The organism is Gordonia sp. SCSIO 19800, assembly GCF_018132775.1.
Taxonomy (GTDB): Bacteria; Actinomycetota; Actinomycetes; order Mycobacteriales; family Mycobacteriaceae; genus Gordonia; species Gordonia hongkongensis.
The window spans coordinates 151,150-169,834 of the sequence record NZ_JAGRQM010000007.1 but is presented as its reverse complement, the minus strand read 5'-3'; the positions used below and the strand labels follow the sequence as shown (position 1 = coordinate 169,834).

The window sequence follows — 18,685 nt, the reverse complement described above, 5'->3', positions numbered from 1 at the left end:
CGAATCGCAACGCGAACGGTGGGCCTTGCGGCCTATCGCCGTTCGACCTCGCGCGGCGGATGGCCGTACCCGCGAGGCGCATTCGTCGCGTCGGCCGTCTCGACCGCGGTGACGGCACCCGACGACGCCAGTACGACGCCGCCGAGAACTGCGCCGAGGAAGGCCACGATCGCGACCGGACCCCATCCGGCACGTGTGACGTCGCCGAGGAACGCGATGCCGACCGCCCCGGGCAGGACCGTCTGCCCGACGACCAAGGCGGCGGCCGCACCGTTGACCGAGCCGGTCTGCAGCGCCACCGTGAACAGGTAGAAACCGCCGATCCCGCTGAGCAGCAACGCATACAGCGCGGGGTCGGTGAACAACACCGACAGATCGAGTGGGTCGAGACCGTCCAGGATGCGAGAGGCCACCGCCATCACACCGAAGACGGCCCCGGCGATGAGCCCGGTCACCGCCGCGATGTGCTTACGCAAGCGGCGCATCACGATCACGCCCAGCGCGATCAGCGCCGGTCCGGCAACGAGTACCGCCCAGTGCATCCACGCATCGTGCTCCACACCTTCGCGGCCCGCCGAGAGCGCGAGCAGCACCAACGACAGCACGATCACCGCCCCGGAGATCCAATCCCGCAGCGTCAGACTAACTTTCAGGACCACCATCGCCAGCAACGCGGTGGCCACGAGCCGCGCGGAGATGATCGTCTGCGACAAGAAGAGCGGGATCAGCCGTGCCGACGCGATGGTCGCGACGAAACCGATGATGTCGAAGACGAATCCGACGAGGAACGGCACCGTGAGCATGGTGGCCGCCGTGGAGCGCAACGACGGATGCGCGGCGGCCGACCGACGGCGCTCCTCACGGATCGCCGCTCGCTGCGCAACCTGCTCGGCGCCCAGCGCCTGCAGCACCGCTGCCGCGGCGAACGCCAGCGAACCGATCACCGCGATCACGATGCCGGCGGTCATGACAGGAGCTCAGCTCAACGCGGCGTGAGCACGTCGGTGCCCACGAACTTGGCGAGCTCGGCGGGCAGCCGGACCGAACCGTCGGGTTGCTGGTGGTTCTCGAGGATCGCGACCAGCCAGCGGGTGGTCGCCAGCGTTCCGTTGAGCGTCGCGGCAGTCTGCGGTTTGCCGTTCTCGTCGCGGTAGCGGATCGAGAGGCGTCGTGCCTGGAACGTGGTGCAGTTCGACGTCGAGGTCAGCTCGCGATAGGTGCCCTGCGTCGGCACCCAGGCCTCGCAGTCGTACTTCCGCGAGGCAGACGAGCCGAGGTCGCCGCCGGCGACATCGATCACGCGGTACGGCACGTCGATGGCGGCGAGCATGTCCTTCTCCCAGCCCAGCAGGCGCTGGTGCTCGGCCTCGGCGTCCTCGGGCCGGCAGTAGACGAAGCCCTCGACCTTGTCGAACTGGTGGACGCGGATGATGCCGCGGGTGTCCTTGCCGTAGCTGCCGGCCTCGCGTCGGAAACAGGTCGACCAGCCGGCGTACCGCTTCGGACCGTCGGACAGGTCGAGGATCTCGTCCATGTGGTACCCCGCTAGCGGCACCTCCGACGTGCCGACCAGGTACAGGTCGTCGTCCTTGTCGAGGTGGTAGACCTCGTCGGCATGGGCGCCGAGGAACCCGGTTCCCTCCATGACCTCCGGCCGGACCAGCACCGGCGGGATCATCAAGGTGAACCCGTTCGCGGTGGCCTTCGCCGCGGCCATGTTCAGCAGTGCGAGCTGGAGCTGCGCACCCTGGCCGGTGAGGAAGTAGAACCTCGAGCCCGACACCTTGGCGCCGCGCTCCATGTCGAGCAGTCCGAGCGACTCACCGAGTTCGAGGTGATCCTTCGGGTTCTCGATGGCGCGGGGCTCGCCGACGTGCTCGAGGACCACGTAGTCGTCCTCACCGCCGGCGGGCGCCCCATCGGCGACGATGTTGGAGATGGCCCGATGGGCCTTCGCCGCGGCCGCATCGGCCTCGGACTGGCGCGCCACCGCGGCCTTGACCTGCTCGGCGAGCTCCTTGCCCTTGGCCAGCAGCGCTTGCTTGTCGTCGCCCTGTGCCTTACCGACCTGCTTGCCGAGAGCTTTCTGCTCGGAGCGCAACGCGTCCGCCTCGACGATGGCCGCCCGGCGCTCGGCGTCGGCGGCGAGCAGCGCGTCCACCAGGCCCGGGTCCTCACCGCGGGAGCGCTGTGAGGTGCGGACGAGGTCGGGGTTGTCGCGAACAGTCTTCAGGTCGATCACGACTTCAAACCCTACTTGAGAGCACGATGCGAACCCGATCACGCCGTCGCAGTCCCCGGGGAGGTCTCAGCTCCACAGACGCCGTAGGTCCTCACGCCCGAACATCGCTGCCGCGGCATCGGCGGCCGGAGTCCCCACGTGCGGGTCCGCCCCGGCGTCGACGAGCGCCCGCACCACGTCGTCGAAACCCTTGAACACCGCGCCCGCCAACGGCGTCTGCCCCTTGTCGTTGGCGAGGTCGGCGTCGGCGCCGCGGTCGAGGAGGGCCGACACCGTTGACGCGTGGCCGTGGTAGGCCGCGAGCATCAGGAGCGAATCACCGGACTGGTTACGCAGATCGGCCGGGACGCCGGCGTCGAGGTAACCGGCGAGCGTGTCGGTGGCACCGGAACGCGCCATGTCGAAGAGTCGGGTGGCCAGTTCGACGACCTCGGGGCCCGGGGCGTCGATGCCGGGCCCGGCCTCGAGTGGATCGTCGGAATGGGCTGCCACTCCCGCGAGTGTAGGCGCGGCCGACACTCCCTCGATCTGGGTGAGGCCGCGGGCACCGCATCGTGTGGGAGACTCGGCGCAGTGACTCCTCCCGACGCGCAGCACGAATCCGGCGGACCCGGCGAGAGTTTCCTGACGGTCGTCATCGCGTTCGTGTCGAACCTCTTGATCGCCGTCGCCAAGACCGGCGCCGCGATGATCACCGGCTCCGCGTCGCTCGTCGCCGAAGCGGCCCACTCGTGGGCCGACACCGGGAACGAGATCCTGCTGCTGATCGCGGAGCGACGTGCCCATCGGCCCCGGGATGCCCGTCATCCACAGGGCTACGGACGCGAGGCGTACATCTGGTCGATGTTCGCGGCCTTCGGATTGTTCGCGGTCGGAGCCGCGGTGTCGGTGCAGCACGGCATCACCGAACTGCTGTCACCGGAGCCGGCGACGGATTACGGCATCGCCTATGCGGTCCTGGCGATCGCCGCAGTACTCGAGGGCATTTCGTTCGTGCGGTCGTATCAACAGGCGAAGCGCGGCGCGGTCAAGCGTCGGATCGGTCTGCTGCGACAGGTCTTCCGCACCTCCGACCCGACTCTCCGTGCCGTCTTCGCCGAGGACGCGGCCGCGCTCATCGGCCTGGCCATCGCCTTCGTCGGAGTGCTCCTGCACCAGGTCACCGGGTCGGCCACCTACGACGCGATCGGGTCGATCCTGGTGGGCGTACTCCTCGGAGTCGTCGCCATCGTCCTGATCAACCAGAACAGGCGATTCCTGCTCGGACAGGCCGTCGACGACGCCGTCCAGCAGCGCGTCCTCCGGGACCTGCTCGCGCACAACAACATCGAGCGCGTCACCTACCTGCACGTCGAGTACACCGGGCCCGTTCAGCTGTTCCTCGTCGCCGCCGTCGATTTCACGGGTGACGACGCCGAGTCCTCGGTGGCCACCGCTCTCCGGCAACTCGAGAACGAGCTGGAGCGCGACCCGCGAATCACGGAGGCGGTACTCACCCTCTCCGCCCCCGGCGACGCGGACCTCGTGCCCGACGCACCCTGATCTCACCGGGGGTCTCGTAGCGCAAGCGCACGGATCGGGTCGTGCCTTCGCTACGAGATCCCTGGTGATTCCGTTTCACACTGTGGAGTTGTCAAAGGTCTTGTGGCGCCGGGGTCGACGCCGGAGGGTCTGGTCTGCGCGGGGCCGGCAGCTATACGAGAGCGTCGTCGAGTCGCATGGTGCGCCGGTTGTAGGCGGGTCGGGGTAGGCGCCGTGGGTCGATATCGGCGGGTGGGATCAACCACGGGTGCCGGTCGGGACCCATCACCACCTGCCAGCCGTGATGATGAACCTGGGTGTGACAGCGTTGGCACAACAGGCACCCGTTGTCCAGATCTGTGGGACCACCATCGACCCAATGGACCAGATGGTGAACTTGCGTATGCGCTGCTGGCGCCCCGCATTTCACACAACACCGATCGCGCACGACGATCGCCTGCCGCAGGTGATGCGGGAACAGGCGTTTCGTGGTGCCCATTTGTAGCGGCACGCCCTCGTCGTCGAGGACGATCTCGGCCACCCCACCATCACACGACAGCCGTCTTGTCGTCGACTCCGAGACCGCCCCCATCCACGGCAGCCGTGCCGGATCAGCGCCGTCGGCGGGGATGGTCACCATCAGTTGGGTGCGGGGTGCGCCGGCGGTGGTCATCGCCGCGCCGATCGCGGCTTGATCCAACAGCAACTCCAGCGCATCGGCGCGTCGCTCGGCCGCACCTCGACGATCGGCAGCGCCGTCGGGTTCGGGACGCGGACAGGACCGTTCGTCGATCATGGACACGAACTTCTCCCCGACCACCGCGGTCACATCTCCGGCGATCGCGACCCGCCCCTCCTCGGTGATCCTGGTATGCACGGCGTTCAGCGATGCGTCATCGGCCGCCGCCACAATGCTGGGGTCGGTGGGGGCGACCCGGATGGCGATCCCACGGGCGTGGTCGTCGATCTGGGCCGGGGTGGCTCCGGAGAACGCCTGCGCAAGCAACTCGCTCTCATATCCGCTGCGATCGCCGTCGGACAGCGCTGTGGCAGAACGCTTGTCGATGAGCGCTAGCCCGCGGATCACCGCGTCGACACACTCGGCAGACAGATAACCCTCGGCGGCACAGTCTCCGACCTTCGGCACCGACTCCAACCCACCGGCGATCCGCACATAGCGGTACGCGGCCGCGGGCGGCATGCCCATCTCGATCAACGCGTTCCGTGCGGTCGACCCCGCCCGCCCAGCGGCACCTAATGCGTCAAAAAGCGCTACGTGCACGGCGATCTGATGATCGAGCACGTTGCGCAACATCCGCAGCTCGTCGAGCCGCTCGTGCAGAGCACAGCCACTGCCGTCGTCGGGTGGTGACGGCAGTGAGATGAGGGTGTCGCGGAGTTCGGTGATCGAGGGCATAACACCAAGCTACTCGCAATCACGTTCGACGACGAGAATTCTCCACAGGCCTCATAGTCATCGAATCCTGTTGCACTACAGTCGCTGTCACTCGCACCCCAGCGGTGAACCGTGGTGGACTGTGGTGAACAGAAACCCCACCAGTCACAGACGCCGGAGGGGTGCACCGGGGGGCACCGCCTCGGACGCCGGACCCTTCGTGACGCGCCCTCCACAAGCCCCGGACGCTCCTCAGACTCAGGGGGCGGTGGGGGCCGCGCCCTCCGCAAGCTCCGGACGCTCCTCAGCTCAGGGAGCAGAGCGGGGCGCACTTCGCTCACGTCAGTGCGGCGTCGATCACTCTGTCGGCGAACGGAATTGGGCACGCTTCCAGTCGCCGTTGATCTCATCGCGTTCGCGGACGGCGTCCCGGAACCCGACGGTCGCGGCCCGCTGCTGGAAGGCGTAGCCCTCGCGGGTGTGGCGGGAGATGCCGTCGAAGACAGTGCTGATCATGCCCGAATTCGCGACGCCCTGGGCCAGGAGCGCACTGTTGAGCGCCAGTTTGGCCATCACCAGTTGATTGATCGGCATGCGGGCGATCCGCTTGAGCAATGCCTCCGTCCGGTCGTCGAGCTCGTCCGCCGGGGGCGCCTCGACGGCCAGCCCCCACTCGTGCGCCTGTGCGCCCGACAGGCAATCGCCGGTGAACAGCAGACGTTTGGCGCGCTGATCGCCGAGCCGATGAGCCCACATCCCCGCGGCGGGGATGCCCCACACCCGGGTCGGCGGATAGCCGATCTTGGTGTCGTCGGCGCAGATGATCTGGTCGGCGTAGAGGGCGATGTCCGTGCCGCCGGCGACGGCGAACCCGTGCAGCTTGGCGACCGTCGGCTTGTTCGCGTGGAGCAGGCTGGCGAAACCGCGGTTGAACCTGCTCATCATCGCGTAGTCGATCATGGGATCGATCCCAGGTGCGGACCGGGTCGTGATTGCGTGCCTGCACAACGGGATCGAGCACGGTGCCGGTCCGTGGGTTGACGGTATGGGGATCGACGTCCTGCGACGGGTCGCCGCCGTTCTCGGCGAAGATCGACAGGTCGTATCCGCCGCAGAAACCCTTGCCCCGCCCGGATACGACGATCACGTGGACACCGGGGTCGAGGTCGGCGCGCTCCACCGCGTGCGACAGTTCTACGGGGTGTCGACGGTGATCGTGTTGCCCTGATCGGGTCGGTTGAAGGTGATACGGGCGATCCGGCCGGTGACCTCGTAGGTGAGCGTGCGGTAGTCGGCATCCGGCTCGCGTCCGGCGCGGCCGGCGAACAACGAGTCCGCACCGTCGCGCAGGTCGTCGCGCCACGCGGCCGGCCGCGAGCCGGACGACTCAATGACGGACGTTGTCCTGCAAGGTCTTCGGCGTCACCCGTTCGATGATCGACGCCGTGTCGATCCCCGACGGCAGGGTGCCGAACACGTCCCCCCGGTCGTTGCCGAGCCGACTCGCGGCGAACGCGTCGGCGACCGCCGGATGGCCGTACCGCACCAGCAGGGAGGCCTGGAGGAGCTGGGCCATGCGGCCGACGACCCGCCGGGCCCGGTATTGCATCGCGTCGAGGTCGCCCAGCTCGCGTCGGAGTTCGTCGGCCGCGGCGTCGAGGTGCCGGTCCGCCCCTGCCGCACTGTCGATCTCGTCGAGGAACACGGTCACCGTGTCGGGCTGTTTGGCCATCGCCCGCAACACATCGAGCGCGGCCACATTCCCCGACCCCTCCCAGATCGACATGAGCGGTGACTCCCGGAAGAGCCGCGGCATCCGTGACTCCTCCACATATCCGTTGCCGCCCAGGCACTCCAGCGATTCGGCGGCATGGATCGGGGCGCGTTTGCACACGTAGTACTTGCTGACCGCCAGCGAGATCCGCCGCAGCGCATCCGCCCGAGTGTCGCCTGCGGTCGCCTTGTCGGTCAGTTCCGCGAGCCACAGTGCCGTCATCGTGGCTCCTTCCGACTCGACCGCGAGATCGGCCAGCACGTTGCGCATCAGCGGTTGGTCGACGAGCGCGGCGCCGAAGGCCCGGCGGTGGGTGGCGTGATGGGCGGCCTGGGCGACGCCGACCCGCATGCCGGTCGCCGAGCCGAGGGTGCAGTCCAGGCGGGTCATGTTCACCATCTCGATGATCGTCGCCACCCCGCGGCCCTCGTCACCGACGAGCCACCCGACCGTGTCGTCGTACTCGACTTCGCTGCTCGCGTTGGAGTGGTTGCCCAGCTTGGCCTTCAGCCGCTGCAGCATAAAGGTGTTGCGGGATCCGTCGGGCAGCACCCGCGGCACGAAGAAGCACGACAGACCTCCCGGCGCCTGCGCCAGCACCAGGAACACATCGCACATGGGTGCGGAGGTGAACCATTTGTGGCCGGTGATGCGGTACGTACCGTCCGGTTGGACGACGGCCGTGGTGGTGTTCGCGCGAACGTCGGAGCCGCCCTGTTTCTCGGTCATCGACATCCCGGCGGTCAGCCCCGCTTTCGACAGCGGCGCCCGGAGACCGGGATCGTAGGTCGTCGAGACGAGCAGCGGCTCGTACAGCCCGGCGAGTTCGGGGTTGGCCCGCAGCGCCGGCACCACCCCGTAGGTCATCGACAACGGGCAGCCGTGCCCGGCGTCCACCGAACCCCACACGCTCGACTTCACCGCACGCTCGAAGTGCGCCGTCTGACTCGGATCCGACCATGCGGTACCACCGAGACCGAAACCGATACCCGTCCGCATGAGGTGGTGATAGGCGGGGTCGTAGGTGACCTCGTCCACCCGGTTGCCGTAGCGGTCGTGGGTCCGCAGTTCCGGCGGGCGGGACTCGGCGAGGTCGCCCCATCCGAGCGCTTCGGCACCACCGGCGAGACGGCCGATCCGATGCAGGTCCTCGAGCATGTGGTCGGCGCCCGCGCGATGAACCGCCTCGGAGATGGCCGGAATGTCCGCGGCGTCGAAGCCGACGAGTTCGGGGACCTGATTGGTGACGACGTGGGTGGACATGGCGGAACCCGCTTCCTGGTGGAGGTCGTGATCCACGGTATTACATGATTCTGCTGTGCGCCAGAGTCTTGTAATACCCGTCGTCGCCGCCGAGCCGATCCCGCCCGATAGCATCGTCGCCGTGCCCGGACGCGTGGACATTCCCAAGCTCACGGCGCGATCGGTCATCCTCAGTGCCCTCCTCGGCCTCGACTCCCCCGATGCGTCGATCAACGGGCTCCTGGCCACGGCCACCGAGCTCGGGCTCCGCGAATCGACCGTCCGGGTGGCGCTGACGCGACTGGTCGCGGCGGGAGACCTGGAACGCATCGACGGCAGATGCCGACTCTCGCCCCGCCTGGTCGAACGACAGCTGCGCCAGGACCGGGCCCTGCATCCCGCACGACGGGACTGGGACGGCAGCTGGGATCTCGCGATCGTGACGATCGGTTCGGAGAGCTCGACCGAACGAGCCCTGCTGCGCGACACGCTGCGGAAGGTCCGGCTCGGCGAGATCCGGGAGGGTGTCTGGGCCCGCCCGGCCAACCTCGACATCGAGCTCCCACCCGAACTGCGCCGCCGTCTGAGCCTCTTCCGGGCGGCTCCCGAGGAGGCGTCGACCGAGCTGGCCGCACGACTGTTCACGCCGTCGACCTGGGCCGCGACCGCGGACGAATTGCTCGACGCACTCGCCGCCGCGGCGACGGTCGCCGATCGATTCGAGGTCGCCGCCGCCATCGTGCGGCACATCCTCCGCGACCCGCTCCTGCCCGCGGAACTCCTCCCCGACGCCTGGCCCGGGGATCGGCTCCGCGAGGCTTACGAGGGCTTTCGCAGCGAGCTCACCGGACTCACCGCCCGGCACCTGTCACCCGACGGGGAGTGAGGAACCGGTCTCCGAACCCGACCGGCGCGGTCATGCGGTGCATCGGCTCGGTCCGGCCATCGGCGCACGAGGGTGTGCCCCGTCCGATCCGTTAGGCATGATGGATCCCGATGAACGCGCCCGACCCTGACCGCAGCCACCCCGCCGACGCCGACGCACCGGCCGGCGGACCCCGCCGACCAGGCGCTTTCGCCCGCAACCCGGTCTTCGTGGTCCTGGGCGCGATCGTCGTCGGCGCACTCGTGGCCGGCGGGATCGCCTTCGCTGCGGGGGTCTTCGACGACAGCGGCAGCGTCGGCGGCAGCAACATCGGCGAGGGTGAGCGGTTGGTCGAGAACGCCTTCACCAAGTCGGTCGCGGGCGACTGTCTGGACTGGCCGGCCGGCAACCCCGGCCAGCCGGTCGATGTGCCGTGCGAGCAGAAACACCGCTTCGAGGTCGCGGGAGCCATCGACACCGCATTGATCCCCGGCGCGGAGTTCGGCGAAGACGCTCTCTGGCCCGGCGCCGAGCGGTTCGCGACGATCCGCGACGAACAGTGCCCGGTGATGGTGGACCAGTATCTCGCCGGGCGCCTCGACCCGCAGGGACGCTTCGCCGTCGGGATGATGTACCCCTCCCAGGTGCAGTGGGACAAGGGCGCGCGTCAGCTGCGGTGCGGGGTCCAGGAGAACGGCGCCGACGGAGCCCCGGTCCAGTTCTCCGGCCGGGTCGCCGACCAGAACCAGTCGTACGTCTGGCCCGAGGGCACCTGCGTCGGCATCGATCCCGAAACGCGCGCCCCGACCGGTTTCGCGGTGAGTTGTGCTGAGCCGCATGCCTTCCAGACGACCGGGATCGTCGATCTGTCGGTCCGCTTCGGCGACCGGATGTCGAACAAGCCGTGGCCGCCGACCGGCGCCCAGAACAGCTACCTCGGCTCGATCTGCCCGGTCCAAGCCGAACGGTTCGTGGGCGGGCGCAAGCAGCTCGACGCGACCACGCTCAACGTCCAGTGGTCGGTGCTCAGCGAGCCGAGTTGGCTCGCCGGCAGCCGCAAGGTGGTGTGCTACCTCGGGCTACCCGACAAGCGCGGCGGCTTCGCGACCCTGGTGGGCGACGCCAAGGGCGGCGCTCTGCTGATCAACGGGCGCGCGCCGGTCGCACCCCCGGAGGCGCCCCCGGGCCGGGCCCTGCCGACGCCGGTGCCGCTCCCGCCGGGCATCGCGCCCAACCCCGCCGAAGCACCGGCCCCGGCGGGCTGACCCGATGGCCGTGTACATGTCCGACGACGAGTTCGACGGGCTGGTCTCCGACGCGCTGGACACCATCCCCGGCGAACTGACCGACGCCATGAACAACGTCGTGATCCTCGTCGAACCGCACAACCCGGAAGAACCCGGCATCCTCGGGCTGTATCACGGTGTGGCACTGACGATGCGGACCACCGACTATGGCGGATTCCTGCCCGACACCATCACCATCTACCGCGACCCCATCCTCGCGATGTGCCACTCGCGGGAGGAGGTCGTCCACGAGGTGGCGGTCACCGTCGTCCATGAGATCGCACACCACTTCGGCATCGACGACGAGTGGCTGCACGCCAACGGTTGGGGCTAGTGGTGTGGCCGGCGCCCCGATTCCGCCGACTCGATGTTTGACCTGCGGCGGAACGCGGTACGAGGGGTAGCAGATCGAGCAGCCCTCTATCTCAGGAGTACGTCCATGTCCTCAGACGCCATCGTCATCCTCCGGGACGACCACAAGGAGATCCGCAAACTGTTCCGCGACTTCAGGTCGCAGGGCGACAACGCCGTGAAGACCAAGGGCAAGATCGTCGACAAGATCATCGAGGCCCTCACCGTGCACACCTACATCGAGAACGAGGTGATGTACCCCGAGATCCGCAAGCGGGTCCCCGATCTCGAGGACGACATCCTCGAGTCCTACGAGGAGCACCACGTCGCCGACGTACTCGTCGTCGAGTTGGCCGCTCTCTCACCGGACAACGAGCGGTTCGACGCCAAGACCACCGTCCTGATCGAGAACGTGGAGCACCACATCGGGGAGGAAGAGGACGAGTGGTTCCCGAAGGTCCGAGAGGCGCTGAGCCGCAAGGAACTCCGGGAGATCGGTGAGGAGATGCTGCGTCGCCGGGAGAAGGCTCCCCGACGCCCGTCGCAACCCTCGGCGCTGAAGAAGACGGTCGACGCCATCATCAAGTAACCCTTCGTGACGCTCGCAAGCTCGCTCCTCAGGGAACGGGGTGACGCTCGCAAGCTCGCTCCTCAGGGAACGGAGGGACGCCGTCAGCCCATCGGTTCGTCGACGAGCGGCTCGTCGGCGATCTCGAACGGGGCCGTCGTGGCGCCCCATCGCGTGCACACCCAGATGCCGTCGGAGTACTCGAGTTCGATGGAACCGGTGTTGCCGAGGTGGGTCGCCGCGGCGAACCGGGAGTCGATCCCGGCGAGCCGGGCGGCGATCAGGCGGATGGCCGCACCGTGACTCACCAGGAACACATCGCGCTGGTCCGGTCCGGTGAGGTACATGTCGGCGAGGTCCTCGACCGTCGGCAGGTAGCGGTCGTAGACCATCGCGAGGGATTCGCCGCCGGGGATGCGTGCGTCGAGGTCGCCGGCGTGCCAGCGGTGCATGATGTCTTGGAAGACCTCATGCGATTCGCGGTCGGAGCGGTCCTCGAGCTCGCCGGCCTGGACCTCGTGCACGCCGTCGATCGCCGCGGTCTCCACATCCCACACCGACCCGATCAGCTCGGCGGTCTGCCGGGCGCGGAGCGCGCGTGAACTGAGCAGCACCGCGTGCTGTTCCGGCACGTTCTCGAGACCGAACCGAACACCCTGTCGCGCACCGAAATCGGTGAGTGCGGCACCGGGCAGAGCGGTGTCGAGGCGGCGCATGACGTTCGAGGTGGTCTCACCGTGACGGACCAGATGCAGCCGCGCCATCACTTCCCTCCCCGACGCATCGAGTCGACCCATGCAAGCGACTCGGTGTGGTCCGGCGGCGCGGAGCCGGTGGTGCGCACCGCGGGCCACGAGCCGAGGAACACCACCCGCTCGCACCGGCGGTGAAGGGCGGCAAGGGCTTCGGCGACGGCCGCATCGTCGATGTGTCCGACCGCGTCCAGGAAGAACCGGTACCGGCCGGCGATGCTGCGGCCCTGGGCCTCGTCACGCTGCGGGCGCGACTCGATACGAGTGAGGTCGATTCCGCGCGAAGCGAATTCGTTCATCGCCGCCATCAGGCTCCCCGGTTCGTTCGACAGCTCGAGGATGACCGAGGTGCGGTCGGCGCCGGTGCGGGGCAACGGCACCCCGGGCCGGCCGAGCAGGAGGAACCGCGTGGTCGCCTCCCGCGCGTCGGCGACACCGTCGGCGAGCACGACGAGTCCGGACAGGCGAGCCGCGAGCCCCGTGGTGACCGCGGCGTCCGCCTTCCCGGCCGCGACATCTTGCGCGGCAGCGGCATTGGAGCTCGAGATCACGAACTCGGCGTTGGGGAAAAGCTCACCGATCGACTGACGCACCTGCGCGGAGGCAACCGGGTAGGCGGCGATCGTGCGGACATCGGCCGCGACCATCGGCGCGGCTGCGGCTATGGCGAACGAGATGTCGAGCACCGTCTCGGCGAAGGCCTGCACCCGACCGTTGACGGCGTCTGCCGCGGGCGGCACCAATGCGTCCATCGTCGCCGGCACCGAACCCTCCAGCGAACTCTCGATCGGCACACAGCCGTAGTCGGCATCTCCGGAGCGGATCATGGCGATGGTGGCGGCCGGACTCGACGCGGCGACCCGGTCGACCCCGCCCGACAGATCGAGGCCGTCCGCGGACTGTTGTTCGGCGAGGACCGCGTCGAGCGCCATCTCGGTGAAGGTTCCGGGCGGGCCGAAGTAGGCGATCACAGGCACCACACGAGCCTAGTGGAACAGGCCTGCCGAGACCCTTTCGCGCATGTGTCCCAGGCTCTACGCAGGGGTGTCGAAACCATTGACGCGTGCGCTCCGGGTATTTAGGTTAGGGTTACCTTTCATACGACCCGCGCCCCGCGACGCCGACCGGAGAGACTGTCATGACGAGAACGACGACCGACCGCCCCACGGATGCCGAGATGATCCAGACGGCTTGTCGTCGCGGCGGTTCCGCCATCCTGGCCGTCGAGGGCGCGGACGCCACCCCGATCGACGTCGTGCACCTCTTCGAGTCCCAGGCCTTCGTCCTCGTCCCCACCGACGGCGACGCGATGCGGACCGTCGACGGCGCCGAGGGCGTGCCCGCCATGCTCGAGGTCACCGACTGGGCACCCATCGACTTGCGTGAACGCGTGCGTTCGGTGATCTGGCTGAACGGCACGTTGCACGAGGTCCCGCGCGACCTGGAACGCGACCTGGCCATCGAGATCGCGGGCGAACACCCCGACGACGGTCTCCTCGACATCGGACACGGCGCGTCGATGATGCGCCTGCAGGTCGACACCGCGGTCATCGCGTCCTCGGACGGCGCGGCGTCGGTGTCGGCCACCGAGCTCGCCGACGCCGACCCCGACCCCTTCTGGGAGCACGAAGGCAGCTGGCTCGAACATCTCGACAGCGACCACGCCGACATCGTCGGACAACTGGTCCGCAAGCTTCCCGTCGAGCTGCGCACCGGACGGGTGCGGCCGCTCGGCCTCGATCGCTTCGGCATCCGGTTCCGCATCGAGGGACTCGACAGCGACTCCGACGTCCGCCTCCCGTTCGCGCGGCCGGTCTCCGACGTGTTCGAACTGTCCCGCGCGCTGCGGAATCTCGCGGGCTGCCCGTTCCTGAACTCGATGCCCGACTGACCCGGCTTCCGTAGCAACGCCGCCCGCGGATCACGCATCCGCACCACGGATCGCGGGGTCCTAGGCTGACCGGCATGGCCTTGCGCGAGTACCTCACACCGTCGCCCCACGGCATCCCGGTCGTCACCGACCGGACCGAACGACGCGGCATCATCGTCGAACTGGTCATCGTCGGTGTCCTCACATTCGCGTTCTCGGCGCTGTCCGCGGCACTCGCACTGCTCGAGGCGCAGCTCGCAGGCGGTATCGGCGAGACCACGGTCGCACTCAATCCCAGCCGCTCCGACCTCGGTCTCATCGACGCCGTCCGGCAGATCATGGGCGGCCTCCGACTGTTCGCCATCGCCGCCTTGGGCATATACCTGTTGTGGCGCAGCGGGATCGGACTGTCACGTGTCGGTCTGGGTCGGTGGACCCCGCGCCGCGACATCCCCTCGGGACTGGTCCTCGCCGCCGTCATCGGCCTGCCCGGCCTGGGACTCGTCGCCGTGGCCCGGGCCCTGGGCCTCAACGCGAGCCTGGTGCCCAGCCAGGCCGACACCTGGTGGGAGTGGCCGGTTCTGGTGCTCATCGCGATCGGCAACGCCGCCGCCGAGGAGATCGTGGTGGTCGCGTACTTCATCACCCGGTTGCGACAACTCGGCGTGTCCGACAACGCGTCGCTCGCCGCCAGCGCGATCCTCCGCGGCGGCTATCACCTGTACCAGGGCTTCGGCGGCGGACTCGGGAATCTGGTCATGGGCGTGGTCTACGGGCGCTTCTTCCAGGTCACCGGCCGCGTCTGGCCCCTCGTGATCGCCCACGCGGTCATCGATGTGGTCGCCTTCGTCGGCTACGGACTGCTCCGCGACCATCTGTCCTGGGTCGGCTGAGAACCGAGACATCGTCGACCGTGCGGCCTTTCCCGTCGACTGCGCACTCCGACCGTGCGCCCCTACCGGCCACCATTGAACGGGGTGAGATGATTCGCTAGATTCGTCTCATGACCGTCGATGCGCCGTCCGACCCGACCGCCGAGCCGGCGAGCCTCCCTTTCCCGCGACGCCATCGAGCCGCCGAGTCCCGCGGCCGGCGCATCGGCAGACTGCTCAAGGTCTACAACCACCTCCGTGAACCCGGCGACGACGAGCTCGCGGAGCTCGGGCGTCGGCTGCGCACACGGGACGAACCCGCCGCGGCGCTGGTTCGGGCCATGCGCCTCCCGCGGGACGCCGACGGCCGGGTCACGATGCGCCAGTTCGAGCAGGCACTTGCCGGTGACATGCCCTCCGATGCGCCCGACGCCCTGCGCGACTTCTTCGCACTCGTCGAGAAGACACCGGACTGGGTCGATCCCGCTCTCTGCGACCGCGGCGCCGCCGTCTATCGGCGGTTCGGCCAGAACGCCAACGACGTCCTGCTCCAGCTCTCCCTGATCGGCGGCTACCGCTTCGGCGGTCCCGCCGACCTGCTGGTCGCGACCGGCGGCCTCACCGGGAACACGGTCATCCGACGACTCGGCGAGACGCAGACCTGGGCCATCGCGGTCGGCGAACCGGGCGGGATGGCACGCGACGGCGACGGCTGGCGACTCACCGTCCATGTGCGCCTCATGCACGCCCTGGTCAACGAGCGGTACGAGCACAACGGCCGCTGGGACATCGACCAGTGGGGTCTGCCGATCAACCAGTCCGACCTCGCCGCGACGCTGAACCTCTTCAGCGGCGCACTGATGATGGGGGTCCGCGCCCTCGGCGTCCCGGTGAGTCGTGACGACTCCCGCGCCCTCATGCACCTCTGGAAGTACGTCGGCTGGCTGATCGGCGTCGACGACGACTGGCTCTTCGACTCCGAACGCGACCAGCATCAGCTGAGTTATGCGGTCTTACTGGCGCAGCACGACGTGACCGACGCCGGCGCGGCCCTCACGACAGCGATCGTCGACGCCCAGAGCCGCTTGCACTACCGGTTGTTCCCCCGCCTCGCCGCGCGCTACACCCGCGCCCGCCTGCTGAGCATGCTGCAGGGCTTTCTCGGCGTGCGCGGCATGCGCGACCTCGGTCTCCGCCCTGCGGTGCCGTGGGCGTTCGGTCTCGCGTGGGTCCGCAACACTATTGCGTACCAGGTCATTGCACGGACACCGGCCGGTCCGCGCTATCTGGAATGGACCGGCACCCGTTCCCGACGCCGCGCACTCTTCCGCCACTTCGGCCCGGACGCCCCCGAGATCGGATCGCTCGCGGAGCGTTGAGAAGCCGTATGACGTCGTGTCCGGACCCCGGGCTCGAGCTCATGCGGATTCCCCATGCCTCCGCCAACACCCCTGACGTTGCGGCATTCAGGCCCACCCGGACGCGATGTACCCCAACGGTAATTCACTGTCGCGCCACGGGTCCGGCGCCTACGGTGGACCGATGTCGACAACCGGGACGATCCGCGAATGGCACCACGACGAGGGCTGGGGTGTCATCGAGTCACCGGCGTTGTCCGGCACCGTCCTCGTGACCACTTTCGTCGTCCGTGTTCTGGCCGTTCAGAATCTCGACGAGCTGTCCCTGCCCGGCTTGCGTCCGGGGACCGTCGTCGACTTCGACCATGCGATAGCTGTGCCACCGGAAAGCGGATGCCGATATGTGGCGCTCTCGGTCTGGCCGACCGAGGTGGCCCGGCCGGATCCGAAGCACAATGGCGTGTTCCGAACTGCCCTGTGGCACAGCGTCGGTGACGCCGGACCGGACGGACTCACGACGATCGAGGAGACCGCCCTCACCGATACACCGACGTCACCGACACCGACCGCCCTCGGCCCGAACACCACCGGGACCGTTCGGTCGTGGAACGGCGAAGAGGGATGGGGCGTACTCGATTCCGACGCCACCCCGGGCGGGGCGTGGGCGTTCTACAGCGAGATCGTCGGCACCGGTTTCCGGGACCTGGTGCCGGGGCAGACCGTCGGATTCCAGTACGAGCGAGCGAGTCAGGACGGATACGACTACCGCGCGAACAACATCCGCGTCAGGTGAGGCGTCCTGAGCGATCGCCGTCGTCGATGTCGTCGTAGTTGACCCGGCGCCCACCCGACCCGGTCACACGGGCGAGGAGATAGAGCACGAGTCCGACGACGATCAGGATGCCCGCACGCAACCAGGTCGACGCGCTCTGCTGCGTCATCAGGACGATGCAGGAGATCACCGCGAGCACGGGCAGGATCGTCGGCGCCCGGAAGTGGTCGGTGTCCGTGCGGTCGCGGCGTAGGACGAGGACGGCGACGTTGGTGCTGACGAACACGAACAGCAGCAGGAGCACCACCGTCTCGGCGAGTGCCGCGACGGTCCCGGTTGCCGAGAGGATCATCGCGACGGCGGTGGTGGCGACGATCGCCGTCCACGGCGTCCGACGACCGGGCAGCACCTTCGCCAGCGCACCGGGCAGCAACCCGTCGCGGGCCATGCCGAAGGTCAGGCGCGACGCCATGATCATCGTGAGCAGCGCGCCGTTCGCGACGGCGATGAGCGCGATCAGGGAGAACAGCTGGTCGGGGATCCCGACATCGGCGATCGAGACGACCTCGAGCAGCGGGCCCGACGACTCCACCAGGCGCTCGGGTGGCGCGACGACCGACACGGCGAGACCGACGAGGACGTAGACGACGCCGGCGGCGATCAGCGCACCGAACAGCGCCTTCGGATAGACCCGCCGCACGTCACGGACCTCTTCGGCCATGTTCGCGGAGGTCTCGAACCCGACGAACGAGTAGTAGGCGAGTAACGCCGCGCCCAGCACGGCGAGAGCCGGGGTGGTCTCGTCGGTGAACTCCAGCACCCGCTGCGGCTCACCGTCACCGCGACCCAGCACGATCCCGGCCAGCACGACGACGAGCACGAGTCCGGAGACCTCCACCACGGTCATCACCACGTTGGCCCGCAGGGACTCGGTGATCCCGCGGGCGTTCAGCGCCGCGACGGCGAGCAGGAACACCAGGGCTGCCGCGGTGGTGGGCACGTCGAGAAAGACCTGCAGGTAGTCACCCGCGAAGGCGAGCGCCAACCCGGCGGCGCTCGTCACCCCGGCCGCCAGCATGCAGAACCCCACCAGGAACGAGATGAGCGGATGGCGGTACGCGTGCCGCGCGAACACCGCCGCGCCGCCGGCCCGCGGGTACTTGGTGACGAGCTCCGCATACGACGCCGCGGTCAGCATCGCCAGCGCGAGGGCGAGCGCCAACGGCACCCAGATCGCTCCCCCGACCTCACCGGCGACCTCACCGACGAGCGCATAGATGCCCGCACCGAGGACGTCGCCCAGGATGAACAGGAACAGGAGTTTGCCGGTGATGGCGCGACGCAGCGGGGTGTGCCCGCCGTCGGTCCGGGCGTCATCGTTCCCGGAGTCCTGCGACGTGGCGTCGGCGACGTGTTTGTCGGTCATGGCGTGTCCTGTACCCCGTTCGGTCCGGAACGAGACCTCATGTGGGCGGTTCGACGCCACGTCGGCAACCAACCGACCGACATCCGTCGCCACCGCCCATGCGTACATTGGTTGGGATGAACGAGCAGGACCCGCCGATCCTCCGGCGAGGTCGCCCCGGACCGCCGATGCCGCCCGGGCGGCCAGCGGGCCCGTCTCCGCGCCCGGGGCCACCACCCGGACAAGGCCACCGCCCGCCTCCCGGTGCCGTCGGTCCGTCCGCTCATCCGCAGGCCATGCCGCGGATCCCTGCACGCGGTCCCGACCCGCGCCGGGCGCCGGGCCCCGGTCCCACCGGCCGGCCCCCGCACCCGTCCCCGGCCGATCGGCCGCCACCGTCGGCGCGGCCCG

The 18,685-nt window shown here is 68.8% G+C and carries 17 protein-coding genes and 1 pseudogene; 9 read left to right on the top strand and 9 right to left on the bottom strand.

Annotated features, from left to right (window positions below):
- Positions 1-32: 32 nt before the first annotated feature.
- From KB201_RS10900 to KB201_RS10890, 3 genes are all read right to left on the bottom strand, one after another.
- Positions 33-968: a hypothetical protein gene (locus tag KB201_RS10900; RefSeq protein ID WP_078111887.1), complete on the bottom strand. Its 936-nt coding sequence runs from the start codon at positions 966-968 to the stop codon at positions 33-35.
- A 14-nt stretch (positions 969-982) separates the two neighbouring features.
- Positions 983-2,242: a serine--tRNA ligase gene (serS, locus tag KB201_RS10895; protein WP_058250914.1), complete on the bottom strand. Its 1,260-nt coding sequence runs from the start codon at positions 2,240-2,242 to the stop codon at positions 983-985.
- A gap of 66 nt (positions 2,243-2,308) precedes the next feature.
- Positions 2,309-2,734, bottom strand: coding sequence for an ankyrin repeat domain-containing protein (locus tag KB201_RS10890; protein ID WP_307848061.1), 426 nt, complete (start codon positions 2,732-2,734; stop codon positions 2,309-2,311).
- Between the two features lie 81 nt (positions 2,735-2,815).
- Between KB201_RS10890 and KB201_RS10885 the strand changes: the two genes are divergently transcribed.
- Positions 2,816-3,784 carry a cation diffusion facilitator family transporter gene (locus KB201_RS10885; RefSeq protein ID WP_211539265.1) on the top strand — a complete coding sequence of 323 codons (969 nt, stop codon included), beginning with the start codon at positions 2,816-2,818 and terminating at the stop codon, positions 3,782-3,784.
- Between the two features lie 151 nt (positions 3,785-3,935).
- Here the strand turns inward: KB201_RS10885 and KB201_RS10880 are convergent, their stop codons facing one another.
- The 3 genes and pseudogenes from KB201_RS10880 to KB201_RS10870 all read right to left on the bottom strand — a co-directional run bounded on the left by KB201_RS10880 (position 3,936) and on the right by KB201_RS10870 (position 8,196).
- Positions 3,936-5,180, bottom strand: coding sequence for an HNH endonuclease signature motif containing protein (locus tag KB201_RS10880; RefSeq protein ID WP_211539264.1), 1,245 nt, complete (start codon positions 5,178-5,180; stop codon positions 3,936-3,938).
- Positions 5,181-5,516: 336 nt separating this feature from the next.
- Positions 5,517-6,488: pseudogene (locus KB201_RS10875) on the bottom strand (crotonase/enoyl-CoA hydratase family protein).
- A 58-nt stretch (positions 6,489-6,546) separates the two neighbouring features.
- On the bottom strand, positions 6,547-8,196 hold the full coding sequence (locus KB201_RS10870; protein WP_211539292.1) for an acyl-CoA dehydrogenase family protein: 1,650 nt from the start codon (positions 8,194-8,196) through the stop codon (positions 6,547-6,549).
- Positions 8,197-8,317: 121 nt separating this feature from the next.
- Here KB201_RS10870 and KB201_RS10865 point away from each other — a divergent pair, with 121 nt between their 5' ends.
- From KB201_RS10865 to KB201_RS10850, 4 genes are all read left to right on the top strand, one after another.
- Positions 8,318-9,061: a PaaX family transcriptional regulator C-terminal domain-containing protein gene (locus KB201_RS10865; RefSeq protein WP_211539263.1), complete on the top strand. Its 744-nt coding sequence runs from the start codon at positions 8,318-8,320 to the stop codon at positions 9,059-9,061.
- Positions 9,062-9,171: 110 nt separating this feature from the next.
- On the top strand, positions 9,172-10,305 hold the full coding sequence (locus KB201_RS10860; RefSeq protein ID WP_058250910.1) for a septum formation family protein: 1,134 nt from the start codon (positions 9,172-9,174) through the stop codon (positions 10,303-10,305).
- 4 nt (positions 10,306-10,309) lie between these two features.
- The gene (locus KB201_RS10855) at positions 10,310-10,660 is read left to right on the top strand and encodes a metallopeptidase family protein (RefSeq protein WP_058250909.1); all 351 of its coding nucleotides are present in this window, start codon (positions 10,310-10,312) and stop codon (positions 10,658-10,660) included.
- A gap of 105 nt (positions 10,661-10,765) precedes the next feature.
- Positions 10,766-11,266, top strand: coding sequence for a hemerythrin domain-containing protein (locus KB201_RS10850; protein WP_211539262.1), 501 nt, complete (start codon positions 10,766-10,768; stop codon positions 11,264-11,266).
- Between the two features lie 83 nt (positions 11,267-11,349).
- Here the strand turns inward: KB201_RS10850 and KB201_RS10845 are convergent, their stop codons facing one another.
- Positions 11,350-12,009, bottom strand: a complete 660-nt coding sequence (locus tag KB201_RS10845) for a histidine phosphatase family protein (RefSeq protein WP_058253726.1) — start codon at positions 12,007-12,009, stop codon at positions 11,350-11,352.
- Entirely contained in the window at positions 12,009-12,977 is a 969-nt protein-coding gene (gene pheA / locus KB201_RS10840; RefSeq protein ID WP_211539261.1) for a prephenate dehydratase, read from the bottom strand. The genes KB201_RS10845 and pheA overlap by 1 nt, the downstream gene beginning before the upstream one ends.
- Positions 12,978-13,135: 158 nt before the next feature.
- Here pheA and KB201_RS10835 point away from each other — a divergent pair, with 158 nt between their 5' ends.
- From KB201_RS10835 to KB201_RS10820, 4 genes are all read left to right on the top strand, one after another.
- On the top strand, positions 13,136-13,888 hold the full coding sequence (locus KB201_RS10835; RefSeq protein WP_058253724.1) for a DUF2470 domain-containing protein: 753 nt from the start codon (positions 13,136-13,138) through the stop codon (positions 13,886-13,888).
- Between the two features lie 74 nt (positions 13,889-13,962).
- Complete coding sequence (locus KB201_RS10830) at positions 13,963-14,760, top strand: CPBP family intramembrane glutamic endopeptidase (RefSeq protein ID WP_058253723.1); 798 nt, start codon at positions 13,963-13,965, stop codon at positions 14,758-14,760.
- A gap of 110 nt (positions 14,761-14,870) precedes the next feature.
- Positions 14,871-16,118 carry an oxygenase MpaB family protein gene (locus tag KB201_RS10825; RefSeq protein ID WP_211539260.1) on the top strand — a complete coding sequence of 416 codons (1,248 nt, stop codon included), beginning with the start codon at positions 14,871-14,873 and terminating at the stop codon, positions 16,116-16,118.
- Positions 16,119-16,281: 163 nt separating this feature from the next.
- Positions 16,282-16,890, top strand: coding sequence for a cold-shock protein (locus KB201_RS10820; protein ID WP_211539259.1), 609 nt, complete (start codon positions 16,282-16,284; stop codon positions 16,888-16,890).
- Here KB201_RS10820 and KB201_RS10815 read toward each other — a convergent pair.
- Positions 16,883-18,295 carry an APC family permease gene (locus KB201_RS10815; RefSeq protein WP_211539258.1) on the bottom strand — a complete coding sequence of 471 codons (1,413 nt, stop codon included), beginning with the start codon at positions 18,293-18,295 and terminating at the stop codon, positions 16,883-16,885. The two genes, KB201_RS10820 and KB201_RS10815, sit on opposite strands and share 8 nt — an antisense overlap.
- Positions 18,296-18,685 lie beyond the last annotated feature (390 nt).

Bases quoted from the DNA above. Each gene is read 5' to 3' on its own strand.
- KB201_RS10900 (WP_078111887.1), bottom strand. From the start codon at position 968: ATGACCGCCGGCATCGTGATCGCGGTGATCGGTTCGCTGGCGTTCGCC.
- KB201_RS10880 (WP_211539264.1), bottom strand. From the start codon at position 5,180: ATGCCCTCGATCACCGAACTCCGCGACACCCTCATCTCACTGCCGTCA.
- KB201_RS10870 (WP_211539292.1), bottom strand. From the start codon at position 8,196: ATGTCCACCCACGTCGTCACCAATCAGGTCCCCGAACTCGTCGGCTTC.
- KB201_RS10860 (WP_058250910.1), top strand. From the start codon at position 9,172: ATGAACGCGCCCGACCCTGACCGCAGCCACCCCGCCGACGCCGACGCA.
- KB201_RS10855 (WP_058250909.1), top strand. From the start codon at position 10,310: ATGGCCGTGTACATGTCCGACGACGAGTTCGACGGGCTGGTCTCCGAC.
- KB201_RS10850 (WP_211539262.1), top strand. From the start codon at position 10,766: ATGTCCTCAGACGCCATCGTCATCCTCCGGGACGACCACAAGGAGATC.
- KB201_RS10845 (WP_058253726.1), bottom strand. From the start codon at position 12,009: ATGGCGCGGCTGCATCTGGTCCGTCACGGTGAGACCACCTCGAACGTC.
- KB201_RS10835 (WP_058253724.1), top strand. From the start codon at position 13,136: ATGACGAGAACGACGACCGACCGCCCCACGGATGCCGAGATGATCCAG.
- KB201_RS10830 (WP_058253723.1), top strand. From the start codon at position 13,963: ATGGCCTTGCGCGAGTACCTCACACCGTCGCCCCACGGCATCCCGGTC.
- KB201_RS10825 (WP_211539260.1), top strand. From the start codon at position 14,871: ATGACCGTCGATGCGCCGTCCGACCCGACCGCCGAGCCGGCGAGCCTC.
- KB201_RS10820 (WP_211539259.1), top strand. From the start codon at position 16,282: ATGTCGACAACCGGGACGATCCGCGAATGGCACCACGACGAGGGCTGG.
- KB201_RS10815 (WP_211539258.1), bottom strand. From the start codon at position 18,295: ATGACCGACAAACACGTCGCCGACGCCACGTCGCAGGACTCCGGGAAC.